The organism is Verrucomicrobiia bacterium (assembly GCA_035577545.1).
GTDB lineage: Bacteria > Verrucomicrobiota > Verrucomicrobiia > Palsa-1439 > Palsa-1439 > Palsa-1439.
Genome location: DATLVI010000015.1, coordinates 1 through 15,864, shown reverse-complemented (window position 1 = coordinate 15,864; position 15,864 = coordinate 1). Strand labels below are relative to the sequence as shown.

Below are 15,864 nucleotides of genomic sequence, written 5' to 3'. Positions count from 1 at the left end.
AACGTGCTATGGCAAAACTGGCGAGTGCCGATCCCGACGGAACTGCGCAAAGGCGTCGTCGAAACATCCCACGCGGGTAAACGCCAAATGTCCATAGCGTATGCTTAAAGCTGCGCGCGCCTGCGGTTCCGGCAGGCGGGCGATTTCAGATAAATAAAGGGCCACAGCAAAACCCGTCCGATCCGCACCATGTTCACAGTGAATGAGAATCGGGGGGCGTGCCTGTTGCAGAATTGTCACGAGAGCCGAGGTTTGCTGGGGTGATGGCGACCGATCGCCTGCCAGTGGGAAGTCAACAAACTCAATCCCGGCCATCTTGCAGGCCTGCTGCTCCTGCGTATGCCACAATTCGTTCGTCTCAGGACGTAAGTTGATTACCGTGCGAAGCCCGTCCTCGGCGATATGCCCACGCAATCGCGGGGCGGACATCTGGGCCGAACGGTAGAGTTCCCCGGGAATGACCACATGATAATTGTCGTACCAGCCCGGCCAACATAACGTTGCCGTCAATAGAGGGAACACAATGGCCAGTACCACCATGCGTACGCGATTACTGGTTCGACTGTGAGCAGGGGGCGACATTCTCTTTTCTAGTATGCTCGTAGTGTACCGCGGATGTTGCGCGGGCACAATTGCTCGTGTATCCTGTGAGGTCTTGGAGTTCCCTTAATATGACGCTTACAGAAAAGATCATGGCCCGCGCATCGGGCAAGAAATCAGTACAGCCCGGCGACAACGTCTGGGTGAACGTGGACGTTCTCATGACCCATGATGTGTGCGGGCCGGGAACCATCGGCGTATTCAAGCGCGAGTTCGGCGCCGATGCGAAGGTATGGGACAAAGAGAAGATCGTGATCATCCCCGACCACTACATTTTCACCGCGGATTCGAAATCGAACCGCAACGTGGACATCTTGCGCGACTTCGTGCGCGAGCAGGGCCTGAAATATTTCTATGACGTGATCGATGACCCCGACGGCCACTGGGCGTTCGACGCCAGTAAAGGCCAACTCAAACGCCAGTACGGCAGCAACTTTGCGGGCGTTTGCCACACGGCTTTGCCCGCCAAGGGTCATACGCGGCCAGGCGAGATTTTGCTCGGCACCGATTCGCACACCTGTATGGCGGGCGCTTTCGGCGAATTCGCCACCGGTATCGGCAATACCGACGCGGGTTTTGTTTTCGGCACGGGCAAGTTGCTTCTCAAAGTGCCGGAAACGATGCGCTTCTGGCTCGAAGGCAAATTGCAAAAGGGTGTTATGGCCAAGGACGTAATCCTCGAATGTATCGGTGACATTGGTTTCGATGGCGCAACCTATCGGGCCATGCAATTCCAGGGCCCCGGCGCAAAAGCCCTTAATATGGACGACCGCATGACCATCGCCAATATGGCCATCGAAGCGGGCGGCAAGAACGGCATTTTCGAGCCCGACCAAACAACATTTACATATGTAGACGAACGTACCAAGGCCAACGGCACGAAGGCAAAGTACGAAGCGTTGTTTTGCGATTCTGACGATAAGCAGAAATTCGTTTACGACAAGAAATTCGACCTCTCAAAACTCGAGCCGACCGTGGCGTGCCATCCGAATCCCGGCATCCGCAAACTCGCCAGGGAACTGAGCAGCGTCACACTCGACCGGGCCTATATCGGGTCATGCACTGGCGGCAAGACCAGCGACTTCCTCGCGTTCGCCGAGATCATCAAGGGCCACAAGGTCAAAATCGACACGTTCGGCGTGCCCGCGACGCCCGATGTTGTGCGCGAGTTGCAGGCAATGAAGATGAACGCCAGCACGGTGTGGCAGGTCCTTGAAGAAGCGGGTGTGCAAATGACCGAGAACGCCAGTTGCGCCGCCTGCCTCGGCGGGCCGACGGATACCTTTGGCCGGTTGAACAAACCGATGAAGTGCATCAGCGCGACCAACCGAAATTTCCCCGGCCGAATGGGCCATCTTGAGTCGCAGGTGTTCCTCGCATCGCCATACACCGTTGCCGCCAGTGCCCTCACCGGGCACATCACCGACCCGCGCGAACTCCTGAGCTAATGAAGCTCTACTTGTTGCGTCATGCCACCGCCGTCGACGTCGCGTCGAGTGACGCGGAACGTGAACTGACACGCGAAGGACGGGACGAAGCGCAGGTCGTCGGCGCCGCTCTTGCGGGACTGGGTGTCAGACTTTCCCGCATCCTGAGCAGCCCCATGTTGCGCGCCCGCCAGACGGCGGAGATTACTGCAAAGGCGCTACAGTTCCCGGGTGACGTGGAGTTTCTGCAGGAACTCGCGAACAACACGACAACTCCTGCGTTGCTCAAATCCTTGAAACCCCTGGCCTCTGACGGCGAACTCCTGTTGGTCGGTCATATGCCGGCACTGTCCGAGCATTTGGCGGCGCTGATCGGCGCGGAAAGCGCGCAAGCCTTCCCACTGGGCAAGGCCAGCGTCGCCTGCATCGAGTTGGAGCAACTGCGTGTCGGCACGGGCCAACTTCGCTGGTTGATGCGCCAGAAACAATTGCGAGAGATCGCCGCCCGTTGAAACGTCTCGCTTTGACGTTGCGCGTGCCGGTCGCGTCCGCTAAAGTCTCGCGGACATGGTTCGCAAAACTACAAAATCCAAAGGCGCCACATCGAAGAAATCCGCGCCAATCCACGGCACGGCGCTGCAGCCGTCATGGTACAACCCCTTTCACATCTTGTCCCCAGGCGACAGATTACCGGAAGACCTCAACGCGTTCATCGAATGCCCGATGCGCAGCAAGATCAAGTACGAACTCGACAAGCGCAACGGCATCCTCCACATCAGCCGCACGCTGCACAGCGCGGTCCACTACCCGAGCAATTACGGCTTCATTCCCCAGACCTACTGCCGCGATCACGACCCGTTGGATGTTCTTGTGCTGTCGCAGGAACCGGTCATTCCCGGCTGCGTGATGAAGGCCCGCCCGATCGGCATGTTGCCCATGAACGACTCGGGGGCAGAGGACATCAAGATCATTGCCGTGCACACCAATGACCCGATTTACTCCAGCTATGCCGACATCTCGCAGTTGCCGCCGCACACGCTGCGCGAGATCCGCCATTTCTTCGAAATCTACAAGGAACTGGAAAAAGCGGGACAAGTGGTCGTCGAGGATTTTCGCGGACGCATCGACGCGCACACGGTCATCCGTGAATCGGTTTCGGCCTACAAACGTTTCCGTCCGCAACTCCTCAACTGCGAATATCCGGATTATTGAGTTGCGGCGCGGTGGTGGGTGACAGTTTGTTTCTCGTTTCGTCACCGTCGGGCCATCACCCTAGAGACCACGCACCAGTGCGCCACCATTTTCGTTGGATTGCCTAGGAACGGTTTCAACGATAAGATGTGTGCCGAAAGACGATATGAAAGACTTCTTCATCGGGCTTTTGGTCGGCGCATTCCTGACGGCGGGAACGGGCTGGTATTTCGTCGTCGCGCGGAACGATCCTCGCGTGGTCCACGCGTGGGACGTTGTCGATGCCAAACTGACGGCCTGGCATCTGCGGGGTGACGACGTCCAGGACGAACTCAAAAGCACCGGCAAGGTCCTGCGGCGTCAGGCCCGCGATTTCGGCGCGGCCATGGCCAACGCTTCCTCGGACGCCGCGATAACGGCAAAGATTAAAGCCAAGTATACAATGGAACGCGACCTCTCCCTGTTTGGTATCTCCGTCAACACCACCGACGGCCGCGTCACGCTGGCGGGTAACGTCGCTTCCCACCAGCAAATCGGAAGAGCGATGCTGATCGCACTGGAAACCGACGGGGTGCGCGAAGTGAACTCGACGTTGCAGGTGAAACCACCGGCACATCCGAGTTCATGATTTCGCACGGGGCGAACCGAAAGATCTGGCATGGACAAAAAGCAAATCGCGGAAGTTTTCGAGGAGATCGGCGCGCTGCTGGAGCTGAAGGGCAACAACCCGTTCCGTGTGCGCGCCTACTACAACGCCGCGCGCATGGTTGACGGCCTGCCAGAAGACCTCGGCACACTCATCAAGGAAGAGCGCCTTACGGACATCAAGGGCATCGGTAAGGACCTCGCAGCCAAGATCACCGAGTTGTACACCACGAACAAGCTGGGGTTCTATGACGAGTTGAAGTCTTCCATGCCTCAAGGCTTACTGGAGATGCTGAAGATTCCCGGCTTCGGGCCGAAGCGGGCGAAGATCTTATACGATAAACTCAAGGTCGATTCTGTCGAAAAACTGGAGGCTGCCTGCAAAGCGGGCAAGATTGCTGCGCTTGATGGATTCGGTGAGAAATCGCAGCAGAAGATACTCGAAGGCATCGCGCTCGTGCGCCAGTTCAGTGGTCGGCATCTTTATGACAAGGCCTACGCCGCTGCGAAGCCGATCATCGAAGCGCTGCGATCGCACGAGGGCGTTATTCGCTGCAGCATCGCTGGCAGCCTGCTCCGTTGCCGCGAAACCATTGGCGACATCGACTTCCTTGTCAGCGCCAAGCCGAAGAATGCCCCGGCGATCATCGAGGACTTCGCCGAAATGCCCGGCATCCTCAGCGTCAGCGTGAAGGGCGAGACGAAAGCCAGCGTGGTTTTGAGGGGTGGCATCCAGGCCGACCTCCGCGTTGTCACTGATGACCAGTACGCCTTCGCGCTCAACTATTTCACCGGCAGCAAGGAACACAACATCGCGCTCCGCGCCCGGGCGTTGAAGTTGAAGAATCTTTCGCTCAATGAATACGGTTTCTCGCCTGCCGGGGAGAAAGAGAAAAGCGCAAAGGAACTGGGCAGTTCCATCAAGTGCAAGACCGAGGAGGACCTCTACAAGGCGCTCAAGCTCGATTACGTCCAGCCCGAATTGCGCGAGGACATGGGGGAGATCGAAGCCGCAGAAACAGGGAAGCTGCCGAAGTTGATCGAACTGTCGAATCTCCGTGGCACCTTCCACTGCCACTCAACCTGGAGCGATGGCATCGAGACCGTGGAGGCCATGGCTCAGGCAGCGCTGGATTTGGGCTTGGAGTATCTCGGCATCGCCGACCATAGCAAATCCGAACACCAGGCCCATGGCCTCGACGAAAAACGCGTCCGCCTCCAGGCAGCCGAGATCAAAAAACTGAACGTCAAATTCGCCAAAGAAGATTTCCGCATTTTCTTTGGCACCGAGTGCGACATCCTGGCCGACGGCTCGCTCGATTTCGATGACCAGACGCTCGCGCTCTTTGACTACGTCGTCGCCAGCGTCCACCAGGGCTTCACCATGGACGCCGAGAAGATGACCAAGCGCATCTGCAAAGCGCTCGCTCATCCGCGGGTAACGATACTCGGTCATCCGACGGGCCGCCTGTTGCTGGAACGCGAAGGCTACGCCGTTAACATGCCACAGGTCATCGCCGCCGCCGCGAAGCACAATAAGATCATCGAAATCAATTCTCATCCCTACCGCCTCGACATGGACTGGCGCCTTTGGAAACACGCGAAGGAACTCGGTGTCAAATGCGCCATCAACCCCGACGCCCACAACATCCCTGACCTCCAGTTTCTCGGCGTCGGCGTCGGCATCGCCCGCAAAGGCTGGCTTACGAAAACCGACGTCATCAATTGCCTTCCCCTGAAGGACGTGGAGAAGGCGCTGGCGAAAATGAAAGCTGCGTGACCAACCCCTGCGACGCGGGGATACCCTCCGACACCTACATATTGGATGACGATCGGGAAGACCCTCTACCTGAACGATCGTGGCACGGCTAGGCACTCCACCAGCCGCCGCGACGACGTAAGACGGACTTGCACATTATTTGTGGTCGATCCGAACTCATTATTGGAAACCTTGTATGTTTTAGGCTAAGGTCGCTGGAATTGCATGGCTGGTCGCCCCCAAAAAAGTGCATCGCTGGGATCGTTCCTCATGGAATTGGGCGTGTACAGCGTCTTCGTCTTCGCCTATTTCTTCCTCATCCTCCACTTCCTCGGCGGCTGGATCAAACACATCTTCGACCAGAACAAAACCCTCTATGCATTCGTGGCGCTCGTGTTGATCATCGTGCAGGGCGTCGCTTTGGAAATGTTAACCACCGGGCTGCTACGGATGATTCGAAGCCGCGAGAGGTAAGTCATGGATTTCCTGATCTCAGGCACCCACATCCATCCCGTTTACCTCATCGCCGTCGGATTCATCGTCGGGATCTGTGGCGGCTTTTTTGGCGTTGGGGGAAGTTTCCTGGCGGGACCGGCGCTGTTCTTTTTCGGTGTGCCGATGAATTTCGTCGTGGGCACGGACCTCGCGCACATCGTCGGAAAATCCATCGTCGCGGCCAAGAAACATCGCGTGCTGGGCAACGTGGATATCAAGCTCGGCTTGATCATGGCCGCCGCCACCATCGTCGGCGTCGAGACAGGGGCGCAACTCATCCAGCAGTTGAAGCGACACAACAATGTGGACCTGGTGGTCGCCATCGCGTTCGTCGTCGTGCTGGTTGGTATTTCAACGTTCATCGCCTGGGAGTGCTGGCAAACCCTGAAGATGGGAAAGGAAACCACCGGCAAATCTTCTGGCGGCAAACCCCGGCGCGACCACTCGGCCCTCGCCTACATCGCCAAAAACTTCCAGCGCTTTCATCTCCCGCCGATGATTTCCCTGCCCAATTCCGGCATCAAGCAAATCTCCTTGTGGACGATTCTGGTCGTATCCTATGTCGGTGGCATGTTCAGCGGATTCCTCGGCGGCGGCGCGGGCTACATTCGCATGCCCGCCATGGTCTACATCCTCGGCGTGCCCACGCATATCGCCGTCGGAACCGATCTGTTTGAAATCATAATCTCCGCCAGTTACGGGACCTTCACGCATGCGCTCAAAGGTAACGTCGACATCCTGATCGCCCTGGTCATGCACACAGGCGCCGCCATCGGCGCGCAAATCGGCGCGACCTTGACCCAATACTTTCACGGCGTCCGCATCCGGTTGGCCTTCATACCCCTGCCGCTTCTCGGAGCCGGGCTGATCATTTATAGCCTGATGACAGGTCATCATTTCAAATAAGGCGACACGCATCCCATGAAAATCCTCTTCTGCACCGACGGATCAAGCCAGGCGGAGAACGCCGTGCGATTTGGCGCGTTGATCGCCGCCGCATACCAGGCGGAAACATCCATCCTCGGAATCGTCGAAAAAAACAGCCAGACAGAAACGGTTTCGCAGGCGCTTCGTCGAGCCCAGGAAATCCTGAAGGAGCACCAGTTCACCGCCGAGTTGATCACCAGGACCGGCCGCCCCGTACCCGAGATCATCAAGGCCACTCAGGAAACCAAATACGACCTCGTGGTGATCGGCGCTGCCCGCAAAGGGCTCCTCGGCCCTTTGTGCATGTCGGCCCGCGCCTACAAAATCATCGAGTCAATCGAACCGCCCGTCCTCGTCGTCCTCGGCGAGCGCTCCGCGTTGCGCCGCATTCTCCTCTGCACCAGCGGCGCCGCGCAGTCGGACGCAACCGTCCAATTCGCCGGTGAACTCGCCCGCCGCGTGAATGCCCCGGTTGATCTCCTGCACGTCCTCGCGGAACCGCCCGCCGTTTACGCCAACCTCGTCAAATCCGAAGAGAACGTCAGCCAGATGTTGCAATCCAATTCCAAACTCGGCCGTAGCCTGCGCCACCAAAAAGAACTGCTCGAGAAAATGGGCGTCCACTGCGAGGTCCGCCTGCACCATGGGCTCGTCCTCGATGAACTCCTCCAGGAGCTGCGACGCGCCGACTACGACCTCGTCGTCTCCGGTTCCTCCCCGGCCCGCGACCGCCTGCGCGTCTATATCATGGGCAATATCACCCGCGAAATCGTCGACCGCGCCGGGTTACCAGTCCTGGTCGTCCGCGGTTCGCCCACTGCGAAAAAACGCTAGCGCTTTTTCGCCTTCCGCAGTTGCCAAGTCCCGCATTCGCTGGCAATGTTACTCTAGGCAAGCGATGGCAATCGACCCAGACCTCAAGGCCCTTCTCGATGCGTGGGCGTACGACCCCGATGACTGCGTCCGCGTCGTCACTCTCGCCGACGGCCGCGAGGTCATGCAGGTCCGCCTTCCCCTCGGCATCGAACAATACGAAATCGACGGCCGCCCCGACGGCCTGCGCCCGCACGGCGCCGAATCCGCCCTCGACTACCATCTCGGTCGCTCCAAGAATGCCGGCGACTCTGCATTCGAACTTTCCCCCGATGATTGCGTCGAGCTCTTCAACGAAGGCGTCCTCTACTACTACCGCTACCTCCACCTCTTTCAGATCAACGACTGGCGCCGCACCCTCCGCGACACCGACCGCAATCTCGCCCTCTTCGATTTCGTCCACCGCCACGCCAACCGCTACGAGGACAAAAACTACCTCGAACAATGGCGTCCCTACGTCCTTCGCATCAACGCCATCTCCGCCGCCATGATCGAGCTGGCTGACAACTGCCACGAAAAAGCCCTGCTCATCGTTAAAAACGCCGCCGACAAAATCGAGGCCTTGCCGGAAATCGACGAAGATACCTTCAAGTTCGAGCGCCAGCGCTCCCTCGACGCCCTCCGCGACCTCGCCGACCAGGTCGAAAAGGCCGTGCCGCAAACCGAACTCGAAAAACTCGAACACCAACTCCACGATGCCGTCTCCGCCGAACACTACGAACAAGCCGCCCAACTCCGCGACCAAATCCGCCGCCTCCAAGACGGCAAAAAATCCTAACTCGAATGTTCGGCGGCGGTCTCGCCTGCCATCTGTTCGGCCGAATAAGTGACATATTGCTACTACCCTGCGTCACAACACCTTAACTGGGGGGTTCGTTTCGTAATTTGTGTGTTTTCAAGGTTTCCGTCGTCCGCCAAAGCCTTGGCTACTGCGAATCTGGCCTGTCAAAGAACCGATCCCAATCATACCCCCTCGGAACACCCCTGTCCAGTAAAATTATCAATTACCGATAAGCCAGCAATGTTCTCCTACTGGGAGGGGAACAAAGGGTAGGTTCTATTTCCCAACGTGGGAGGGGTATTCCTACCCCGACCGGTCATGCGGACTTGTCCACCATCCACAAAAAAGCGCAGGGCGCACTTTCGTGCGCCCCATGCGAATCCTGATTCCGACCTCCGCCTCAGTTGCGTTTGCCGTTGTCGGCTTCCGCCTGCGGTTCATTGACGCGCTTGGTGATTTCCTCGGTGAACTTCTCCAGGGACTCCAGGCCCGCCGCATTCTCCGCCATGCCGATCCCCGCCTTTTCACCCAGGAGCAACGCAAGGACCTGGCTGAGCAGATTAACCGAGCCCAAATCGCCGGCGCCTTCGCCATCCTTGCCGCCACCCATGAGTAGCACGCGGTCGGGCACGATTGGTTGCGCGCTCTTGGAGAACTGCTCCGCCACGAGGTTCAAGGCAAATAACCGCGAATCGCCGTACGCGCGAATCTTCTGCAGGAACACCGCCGCCTCCGACAATCCGATCTGCGCAATCCGCGCCGCTTCGCCGCGTCCGAGCAACTCTTTCGACCGCGATTCGCCTTCCGCCCGCGCGATGTCGCGCTTGGCCAACCGCGTCGCCTCGGCAAGTTGCGCCTCCCCCTTGTTCGCGGCCACCTCGACATCAATGTGCGTCTGTGTCAGTTCCGTCTGCTTCGCGGCCGCAGCCTGCGCCTCATTGAGCGCCATCAACCTCGCCGCCGCCTCCTCCTGCTTGCTGAATGTCGCTTTCTGTTCCTCGGCCAACCGCCGTTGCCGCAACTGGTCGAACAGCCGCTCGATCGGATCGACCTGTCCCGCCGCGACCTGCGACTCCGGTCGCCCAATGAGCACCGCGACGCAGTTGATGTCGTAATCCTTGAACCGCCTCCCGAGTTCCTCGGTCGCGCGCTTCTGGATTTCTTCGCGATGCGTCAACAAATCAAGCATGCTCGACGACTGCGCCACGTCGCGGAAGTACGCCGTCAAAATCGGGTCCAGCGTCTGGCTGATGAGCCGCTTCACGTCCCCGAACCGCTGCACCACACTCGGCGCTTTCTCGTAATCGATATGCAACACCAGCGACAGCGGCAACACCGGCTCATACCCGTCCGCCGTGATCAACTCGATGCTCGTCAGGTCCTTGTCGTACTGGTGCGCCTCCACCTGCCCGGTAATCCAGCGCAAGACGAAGTTCACCGTCGGCACCGGTTCGACCTTCAACGCGTACGGATTCAGCGCGTATTTGCCGGGCGGCAACGCGCCGCGCCACACACCGCGCGAGCCCGACTCGACCTGTTCACCGTACCGAAACGCGATGCCGGTCACATCCGAACCTTTGTTGCCGTAGTACGACACGACCACGCCGACAAATCCAATCGGGATCAACGTCTTGGCCTTGATCTCCACCGTCGCGAACCATCGATTGATGAAGAACGTCCCGTCCGTCAGCACCTGCAATTGCTTGCCGCGCTTGCCGCCCATCGTCAGGAACGCTTCGGGGTCCTGGAAATAATGATGGTCCAGCCCGCTCTCCATTGCCTCGATTTCCGGCGCGATGATCTCGCCGTGCGCAATCGGTGCGCCGTCATGCACGGTCACAATGCCCAGCGTATCGGTCGGGCCGAGCAGGCTCAGCGTGTCCCGCTCCGGTGTTGCACTCGTCGCCGCCGACCCGATCACCACCGGGTCGAATCCGCGCAGGCTATGCAATTGCGCCTGCCAGTCCTGGTAGGTTTTCTCTTCCTTGTCCCCCATGGGACCGCTGTACACGCGGTCCTCGGCGATGACCACAAACAACGCCTGGTTCAACGCGTACACACCCTCACGCAGGATCGCCCGCTGACGGCCGCGCTGGCCGCCATTGTTCAGAAATGCCGGCGCATCCTGGAATGAATTGCTTTCCACCACCGACCCGAGCGTCTGCATCGGCGGCAACGGCGCGCCGTCCCGCGCGTACACGTAAGCGATCTTGCCCTCGGCGACCGTCACCAACGGTTCACGATGGATGCGGTACTGCCACGGGAAAAGCCCGAAATGCAGACCGCCACGGAGTAGTTTCGTCTGGAATCCCGCCTCTCCCTGCCGGGCCACAATCCGCCCTTCCGTCAACGAACCTGACGACGACCACAGCTTCTCGATGACGCCGACCTTGTTGTGCGGGATGTACCGCACCCCGAACAACCACGCCAGGATCACGAACACCACCGGTAGAAGAACCACCACCGCCGCCACGTAAATCAGAGTCTGCATCTCGCGCTCCTTCCCTAGTTGCGGAAAGATTATCACCGCGCCCAACCCCCAGCCAGTATAATGCAGCCCCCCGTTTATAACGCTATTGCCCTGTGGGAGGGGTATTCCTACCCCGACTCCAAAAGTTCCCCTCCTCGGAGGGGAAGGGGTGGGTTGCCGTTACCGATACACTTCGCGCCGATGGCCGATGTGCAACACAACCACCTTTTTCGCGATCATACACGCTTATCGCGCTTCAGCCTGTCGACCACCTCGGCAAACGGGATGGACGGCTCATCGCGACGCTCACTCACGAGAAGAATGTCCCCCAACTCCTCCGCGATATCCTCGTGAGTAAGCAATTCAGCAATGAACGCTTCGCGCTCTTTGGGAGAAAGCTTCGCGACCTGCTCGGCTAGTTCTTTACCGTTCATACTCATAGATGAGTATGCCCACCTTGCTATTCCGTCAACCTCACCTTCGCCCTTGTAGGAGCACGGCTTTAGCCTGCGTTCCCTCCTCGCAAAGACTCTCGCCTCTCCCCTTGGGGGAGAGGAGCCCTGTTGGGTATTGCACAACGGCAAATCCGCGTACCTCGCAGCCCCATTTTACTGAGGTGTAGGCTAATAAAATACACGCCTCCAGCCTTAAACACGCTCGGCGGTGGATGAAAGTCTGCTGGCTGCGAAATCTACTTCGACGTTCCTTGGAATTCACCTTGCTTCCAGAGACCATCCTCTGGTTTGCCGTCCGGATGGGTCATTTTACCAGTCCCGTCCATCTTCCCGTCACGGAAATGGCCCACGTAATTACGGCCGTCAGGCCATGTGTACGTGCCAATGCCGTCCGGCGATTCGCTATCGCCCTTCGCGACCACCCAGTCACCTTTGTATTCCCGTCCGTCTTTCCAAGTAATTGTACCACCACTCTGAGTGCCGTCAGTTCTCCACGTCCCCACTCCTCTAGTGCCATCGTCGTCTACCCACGTGCCGTCCACCCGGTACGGCAGACCGGCACGCCATTCGCCATGTTGATTTGTCCCGTTCGTACCCGTGAGAGTTCCCCGTCCATCCGGCAGGTCATTCTTGAACCCCCCGATATATATCAGTCCAGTCTGCGACGTATACGTCCCTTGCCCATTTCGCTTTCCATGCTGATATTCACCGGAGTACTTTGATCTGTTCCTCCGTGTTAATGTCCCTTGCCCGTCAAACCTGCCATTCTTGTACATTCCCACATACGTTCCTCCATTTGTGCCCGCGAACGTGAACGTTCCCAAGCCATTTTCCAGGCCATCTTTGTATTCACCCACAAATACATTTCCACTCGGCCAGATGACTGTCGCTTGCCCAGTCAGCGCGCCATCCCGCACCTCCCCAATGACCATCCTTCCGTCCATCAGCTTGTTCGTCTGCTGACCGTCGCAAGGAGATGAGAGATGGAATGCAGTGAACATGGTTGCCAAGAAGAACCCCAGACGTTTCATTGGACGCCTCCAATCAGCGTGATTTCTCATTAGACCTTGTATCATTGTCACAGGTTCGCTTCAAGCCAGATCAGGCATTCTGCGAAATTTCAGCACTCGCGCCTCCAACTTATTCGCTGAGAATCGCTCGGTGGCGGCAACGGAATTCCCGAGGTTGATGGGGCAGACGGGTGTGGAAAGCCGGGCCTTGAGGTGCTCGGATCACGCTTCCTACTGAGTTCAGCATATCATGCCACCATGGTTGCCGTTCGCGTGGCAATCGGAGGCGAAGTCGGATGATGAAACCGCCCATCCTTATTGGAGGTTGTAAGTGGCGTCAAGTTGCAACCAGAAATCTTATTTGCGACAATCGTCGCCTTACCCGCTTAGTCGTTAACCTATTTTAGCTGTTGTTTTCATCAGCCAGTTTTATCGACCACCAATTCTCCAAAACTTCACGTATACTCTCACTGTCTCTGACAGTGTGAAAGTCTCTATCGTGACAGAGCAGTTTTTCACCCTCAGAAATTGTATAGACAAACATATACCCGATAGTCATGAAAGGGATTTCATTTGGGCAAAAAACAAGACCTTGCTGTTCCGAAACAGAGCGTATTTGATCGATTGTGGGTATAGTGACTCCGGCAGATGTTGCAACGCTTTGCTTCGCAGGCGTGCCGATAAGCAGGTATCCACCACCTATGAACCCACCGTCACATTCACTATAGATGGACTTTAGGACGGACGCATTCTCAGCCCAACGAACGCTGGTGCCGGACGAACGCAACAGCAACAAGCTCTTGCCTCTGCCAGGATGTTCAAAAACGATCTCCCGGCGGCCGCGGATGATTTGCCGACTCCGTTCTGACAACCATTCTTCCAATGAAAAACTGCCCGGCACAATCTTAGCATCCTGGTTCTGAGTTCAAAGGTCCCGACGTGGGATTTCGCCAGTTGCCATCGTGTGTGTCAAGATGATTTAGTAGCGAACCTTGCCCTTCGATGTTTGACGGCTCGGCAGCCAAATTGGGATACTCATCAACACTGTTAATGTGGTGGAAGGGTCCGTCGTCTGGATCGACGTAGCCTCCGCTAATCGCCCTATTAACACCTGCTCTCCGAGAATTTGCATAATTAAGCGATGTATCAAAATTAAACTGGAAATTCCCTCCCACGGGAGTTGGCGGAGGATACATCGGTGACTCGGGGTAACCATTGTGAACTAGTACACTATTTTTCCCAACGAAGAAATCATGGACGCCCTCCACAACAAGATTGTATGTGGTTTCGGACTGCTGAAGTTCGTAGAGAAAGACCGCCGAAATCGTCTCGATTTTCCCATCAAGGAACCGGACAGACATACCGCCTTGCAAGTTTACTGCTTCGACCCACCGCTCTTCATTTTCAACCCAAAATAGGTGATGCCGTGTCGCCTCAATCGTTTCGTTGCCAACCCGCACCTCAACCCAATAGTAGGTGAAGTTACGCGGCGTGTCGGTGACCTTGCGCTCGACGGTTTCCCTTGTCTCAAGGTCGTAAGCATAAACTGTCTCACCAATCTCGATATCCTCGATGTTTTTCTCACCTTGCGGCGTTGCAACCTTTGTGCCGGCCGCGAAGCACATGCCTCCGTTCGGGATTGCTCCTGCCCCGTCCACCGCGCCCACGCCGCTTTCGACAAGGGCATACGTAATGACCGCCGTATTTACCCACAGACTTCCCAACTGATAGCCTGCAGAAAAGGGTGCATTGAAGCCCCCGGTATTGTAGCACCCTCCGCTGTGGCGGGCGGCCCAACCGTACAGACCGAGGGTGAGAATATTCAAATACCTTTCCGACGCACCGACGATCCCACCACCTACGAATCGGGCGACGTCCCATTCGTCCGGAGTCAAGTCTATCCACGTCAGCCCCAACGGGTCGATGGCATTGATCGGATTGTTCCCGCAGTACGCGTACAGATTGTCATCCCCGCCCGCCGGATCCTCGCTGATTAACCGGCCCAGCGCCGGGCTGTAGTACCGCGTTCGATAGCAATAAAAGCCGGTGCCGTCGTCCTCGCGGGCGGTGAACTGGTAGCTGTTCTTGTTACTGGATCCCGTCGTGGTGGTCGCCCCGAACGGTTCGTACGCGTACTGCGTCTGAAGCGCCTGATTGGTGTCGGTCAGTGCCAGAACGCTCCCGATGCCCTCGGCGAGATAGATACGGTTAGTGGTGGTTGTGCCGTGACCAGTACCCGGCGTGACGTCAATCCTTTGCCATGGTTCATCCAAACCCGGACTACGGAAGTAGTCGGCAGCCACAGTCCCGCTTCCGTCCAATTGCTGGATTACATCCGAACCATCGTACACATACTTCTCGGTCAGCCCGCCAACCGTCCGCGTGATGCGACGACCCAAACCATCGTAGACAAAGTTTGCCGTCACACCCCCGGTAATATTGGTCAATTGACCGCGCGCGTTCCACATCAAATTGTTGGTCGTCGCGCCATTGATCAGATTGGTCAGATTGCCGTCGGCATCATATTGCAGAGCGTAGGAACTAAAAGTCAGTTGCCGATTGGCAAAGTCGTAGCTGGAGTTGGTGACGGCTGCAGGGAGAATGTACACGCTCAGCGCGGAGGCACGCGCCCTCCGATTGCCGTTTTGATCGTATGCGTAATCGACCCTGTTGGTAGCGGCCCCTTGATACGTGATATTCGTGAGGCGCGAAAGGGTGTCGTAGGAATACAGCACGTTCATGCCGTTCGGCAGAACCAGTTTCGTGCGTCGCCCGAGATCATCATAGAAGAGAGAACTAGTGAATGTGCCCTGGGTCACATTCGTCAGGCGATTCCCATTGTCGTACTTATAGAAGACCGTGTTCTCCCCGGCTACGGTCATGTTGGTCCGTAGGCCAATGTCGTTGTATCCGTAGCTTATCGTCCCGTTAACGTCGACCACGTTCGTGACTCGATCCAGTTTATCGAAGAAGAATCTGGTGCTGCCAGCAACCGAATCCACCACATTCGTCACCCGATTGACCTTGTCGTACAGATAGCGCACGTTGCTTTGCGTCCCGTAAACAACTCCCGTAGGAAAGCTCAACGAGTTGTACTTAAACAAATCCGTGAGGCCACGACGATCTACGTGGTTTGTCAGATTGCCGTTATTGTCATACGCGACCGTCTCGATTTTGCCTAGTTGGTCTTTCCGACTAGTCAGACGAAACATGGAATCGTAGCCGTAGAAG

At 57.3% G+C, this 15,864-nt stretch carries 15 protein-coding genes; 9 read left to right on the top strand and 6 right to left on the bottom strand.

Annotation, left to right across the window (positions count from 1 at the left end):
- Nucleotides 1-6 precede the first annotated feature (6 nt).
- Complete coding sequence (locus VNL17_04945; GenBank protein HXI83421.1) at nt 7-540, bottom strand: tyrosine-protein phosphatase; 534 nt, start codon at nt 538-540, stop codon at nt 7-9.
- A 131-nt stretch (nt 541-671) separates the two neighbouring features.
- Here VNL17_04945 and VNL17_04940 point away from each other — a divergent pair, with 131 nt between their 5' ends.
- The 9 genes from VNL17_04940 to VNL17_04900 all read left to right on the top strand — a co-directional run bounded on the left by VNL17_04940 (nt 672) and on the right by VNL17_04900 (nt 8,695).
- The gene (locus tag VNL17_04940) at nt 672-2,048 is read left to right on the top strand and encodes an aconitase family protein (protein HXI83420.1); all 1,377 of its coding nucleotides are present in this window, start codon (nt 672-674) and stop codon (nt 2,046-2,048) included.
- Nucleotides 2,048-2,539 carry a phosphohistidine phosphatase SixA gene (sixA, locus tag VNL17_04935; protein ID HXI83419.1) on the top strand — a complete coding sequence of 164 codons (492 nt, stop codon included), beginning with the start codon at nt 2,048-2,050 and terminating at the stop codon, nt 2,537-2,539. The genes VNL17_04940 and sixA overlap by 1 nt, the downstream gene beginning before the upstream one ends.
- A 55-nt stretch (nt 2,540-2,594) precedes the next feature.
- Complete coding sequence (locus VNL17_04930; protein ID HXI83418.1) at nt 2,595-3,239, top strand: inorganic diphosphatase; 645 nt, start codon at nt 2,595-2,597, stop codon at nt 3,237-3,239.
- 145 nt (nt 3,240-3,384) lie between these two features.
- Nucleotides 3,385-3,846 (top strand): BON domain-containing protein, encoded by a 462-nt coding sequence (locus VNL17_04925; protein HXI83417.1) that lies wholly within the window; start codon nt 3,385-3,387, stop codon nt 3,844-3,846.
- Nucleotides 3,847-3,876: 30 nt separating this feature from the next.
- Nucleotides 3,877-5,643 carry a DNA polymerase/3'-5' exonuclease PolX gene (polX, locus tag VNL17_04920; GenBank protein ID HXI83416.1) on the top strand — a complete coding sequence of 589 codons (1,767 nt, stop codon included), beginning with the start codon at nt 3,877-3,879 and terminating at the stop codon, nt 5,641-5,643.
- Between the two features lie 204 nt (nt 5,644-5,847).
- Nucleotides 5,848-6,096, top strand: a complete 249-nt coding sequence (locus VNL17_04915) for a hypothetical protein (GenBank protein ID HXI83415.1) — start codon at nt 5,848-5,850, stop codon at nt 6,094-6,096.
- 3 nt (nt 6,097-6,099) lie between these two features.
- Nucleotides 6,100-7,023, top strand: coding sequence for a sulfite exporter TauE/SafE family protein (locus VNL17_04910; GenBank protein HXI83414.1), 924 nt, complete (start codon nt 6,100-6,102; stop codon nt 7,021-7,023).
- A gap of 15 nt (nt 7,024-7,038) precedes the next feature.
- Entirely contained in the window at nt 7,039-7,878 is an 840-nt protein-coding gene (locus VNL17_04905; protein ID HXI83413.1) for a universal stress protein, read from the top strand.
- A gap of 64 nt (nt 7,879-7,942) precedes the next feature.
- On the top strand, nt 7,943-8,695 hold the full coding sequence (locus tag VNL17_04900) for a UvrB/UvrC motif-containing protein (protein ID HXI83412.1): 753 nt from the start codon (nt 7,943-7,945) through the stop codon (nt 8,693-8,695).
- A gap of 403 nt (nt 8,696-9,098) precedes the next feature.
- Here the strand turns inward: VNL17_04900 and VNL17_04895 are convergent, their stop codons facing one another.
- From VNL17_04895 to VNL17_04875, 5 genes are all read right to left on the bottom strand, one after another.
- On the bottom strand, nt 9,099-11,189 hold the full coding sequence (locus tag VNL17_04895) for an SPFH domain-containing protein (protein ID HXI83411.1): 2,091 nt from the start codon (nt 11,187-11,189) through the stop codon (nt 9,099-9,101).
- Nucleotides 11,190-11,404: 215 nt separating this feature from the next.
- Nucleotides 11,405-11,602 (bottom strand): hypothetical protein, encoded by a 198-nt coding sequence (locus tag VNL17_04890; protein HXI83410.1) that lies wholly within the window; start codon nt 11,600-11,602, stop codon nt 11,405-11,407.
- A 257-nt stretch (nt 11,603-11,859) separates the two neighbouring features.
- Nucleotides 11,860-12,654, bottom strand: a complete 795-nt coding sequence (locus VNL17_04885; GenBank protein HXI83409.1) for a molecular chaperone Tir — start codon at nt 12,652-12,654, stop codon at nt 11,860-11,862.
- A 382-nt stretch (nt 12,655-13,036) separates the two neighbouring features.
- The gene (locus tag VNL17_04880) at nt 13,037-13,534 is read right to left on the bottom strand and encodes a hypothetical protein (protein ID HXI83408.1); all 498 of its coding nucleotides are present in this window, start codon (nt 13,532-13,534) and stop codon (nt 13,037-13,039) included.
- A 4-nt stretch (nt 13,535-13,538) separates the two neighbouring features.
- Nucleotides 13,539-15,864 (bottom strand): RHS repeat-associated core domain-containing protein (locus VNL17_04875; GenBank protein ID HXI83407.1); only part of this gene is annotated, 2,326 nt, incomplete at its 5' end.

What these genes read in the sequence shown, in the direction of transcription:
- VNL17_04945 (HXI83421.1), bottom strand. Translation starts at nt 540, where the DNA reads ATGGTGGTACTGGCCATTGTGTTCCCTCTATTGACGGCAACGTTATGT.
- VNL17_04940 (HXI83420.1), top strand. Translation starts at nt 672, where the DNA reads ATGACGCTTACAGAAAAGATCATGGCCCGCGCATCGGGCAAGAAATCA.
- sixA (HXI83419.1), top strand. Translation starts at nt 2,048, where the DNA reads ATGAAGCTCTACTTGTTGCGTCATGCCACCGCCGTCGACGTCGCGTCG.
- VNL17_04930 (HXI83418.1), top strand. Translation starts at nt 2,595, where the DNA reads ATGGTTCGCAAAACTACAAAATCCAAAGGCGCCACATCGAAGAAATCC.
- VNL17_04925 (HXI83417.1), top strand. Translation starts at nt 3,385, where the DNA reads ATGAAAGACTTCTTCATCGGGCTTTTGGTCGGCGCATTCCTGACGGCG.
- polX (HXI83416.1), top strand. Translation starts at nt 3,877, where the DNA reads ATGGACAAAAAGCAAATCGCGGAAGTTTTCGAGGAGATCGGCGCGCTG.
- VNL17_04915 (HXI83415.1), top strand. Translation starts at nt 5,848, where the DNA reads ATGGCTGGTCGCCCCCAAAAAAGTGCATCGCTGGGATCGTTCCTCATG.
- VNL17_04910 (HXI83414.1), top strand. Translation starts at nt 6,100, where the DNA reads ATGGATTTCCTGATCTCAGGCACCCACATCCATCCCGTTTACCTCATC.
- VNL17_04905 (HXI83413.1), top strand. Translation starts at nt 7,039, where the DNA reads ATGAAAATCCTCTTCTGCACCGACGGATCAAGCCAGGCGGAGAACGCC.
- VNL17_04900 (HXI83412.1), top strand. Translation starts at nt 7,943, where the DNA reads ATGGCAATCGACCCAGACCTCAAGGCCCTTCTCGATGCGTGGGCGTAC.
- VNL17_04895 (HXI83411.1), bottom strand. Translation starts at nt 11,189, where the DNA reads ATGCAGACTCTGATTTACGTGGCGGCGGTGGTGGTTCTTCTACCGGTG.
- VNL17_04890 (HXI83410.1), bottom strand. Translation starts at nt 11,602, where the DNA reads ATGAACGGTAAAGAACTAGCCGAGCAGGTCGCGAAGCTTTCTCCCAAA.
- VNL17_04885 (HXI83409.1), bottom strand. Translation starts at nt 12,654, where the DNA reads ATGAAACGTCTGGGGTTCTTCTTGGCAACCATGTTCACTGCATTCCAT.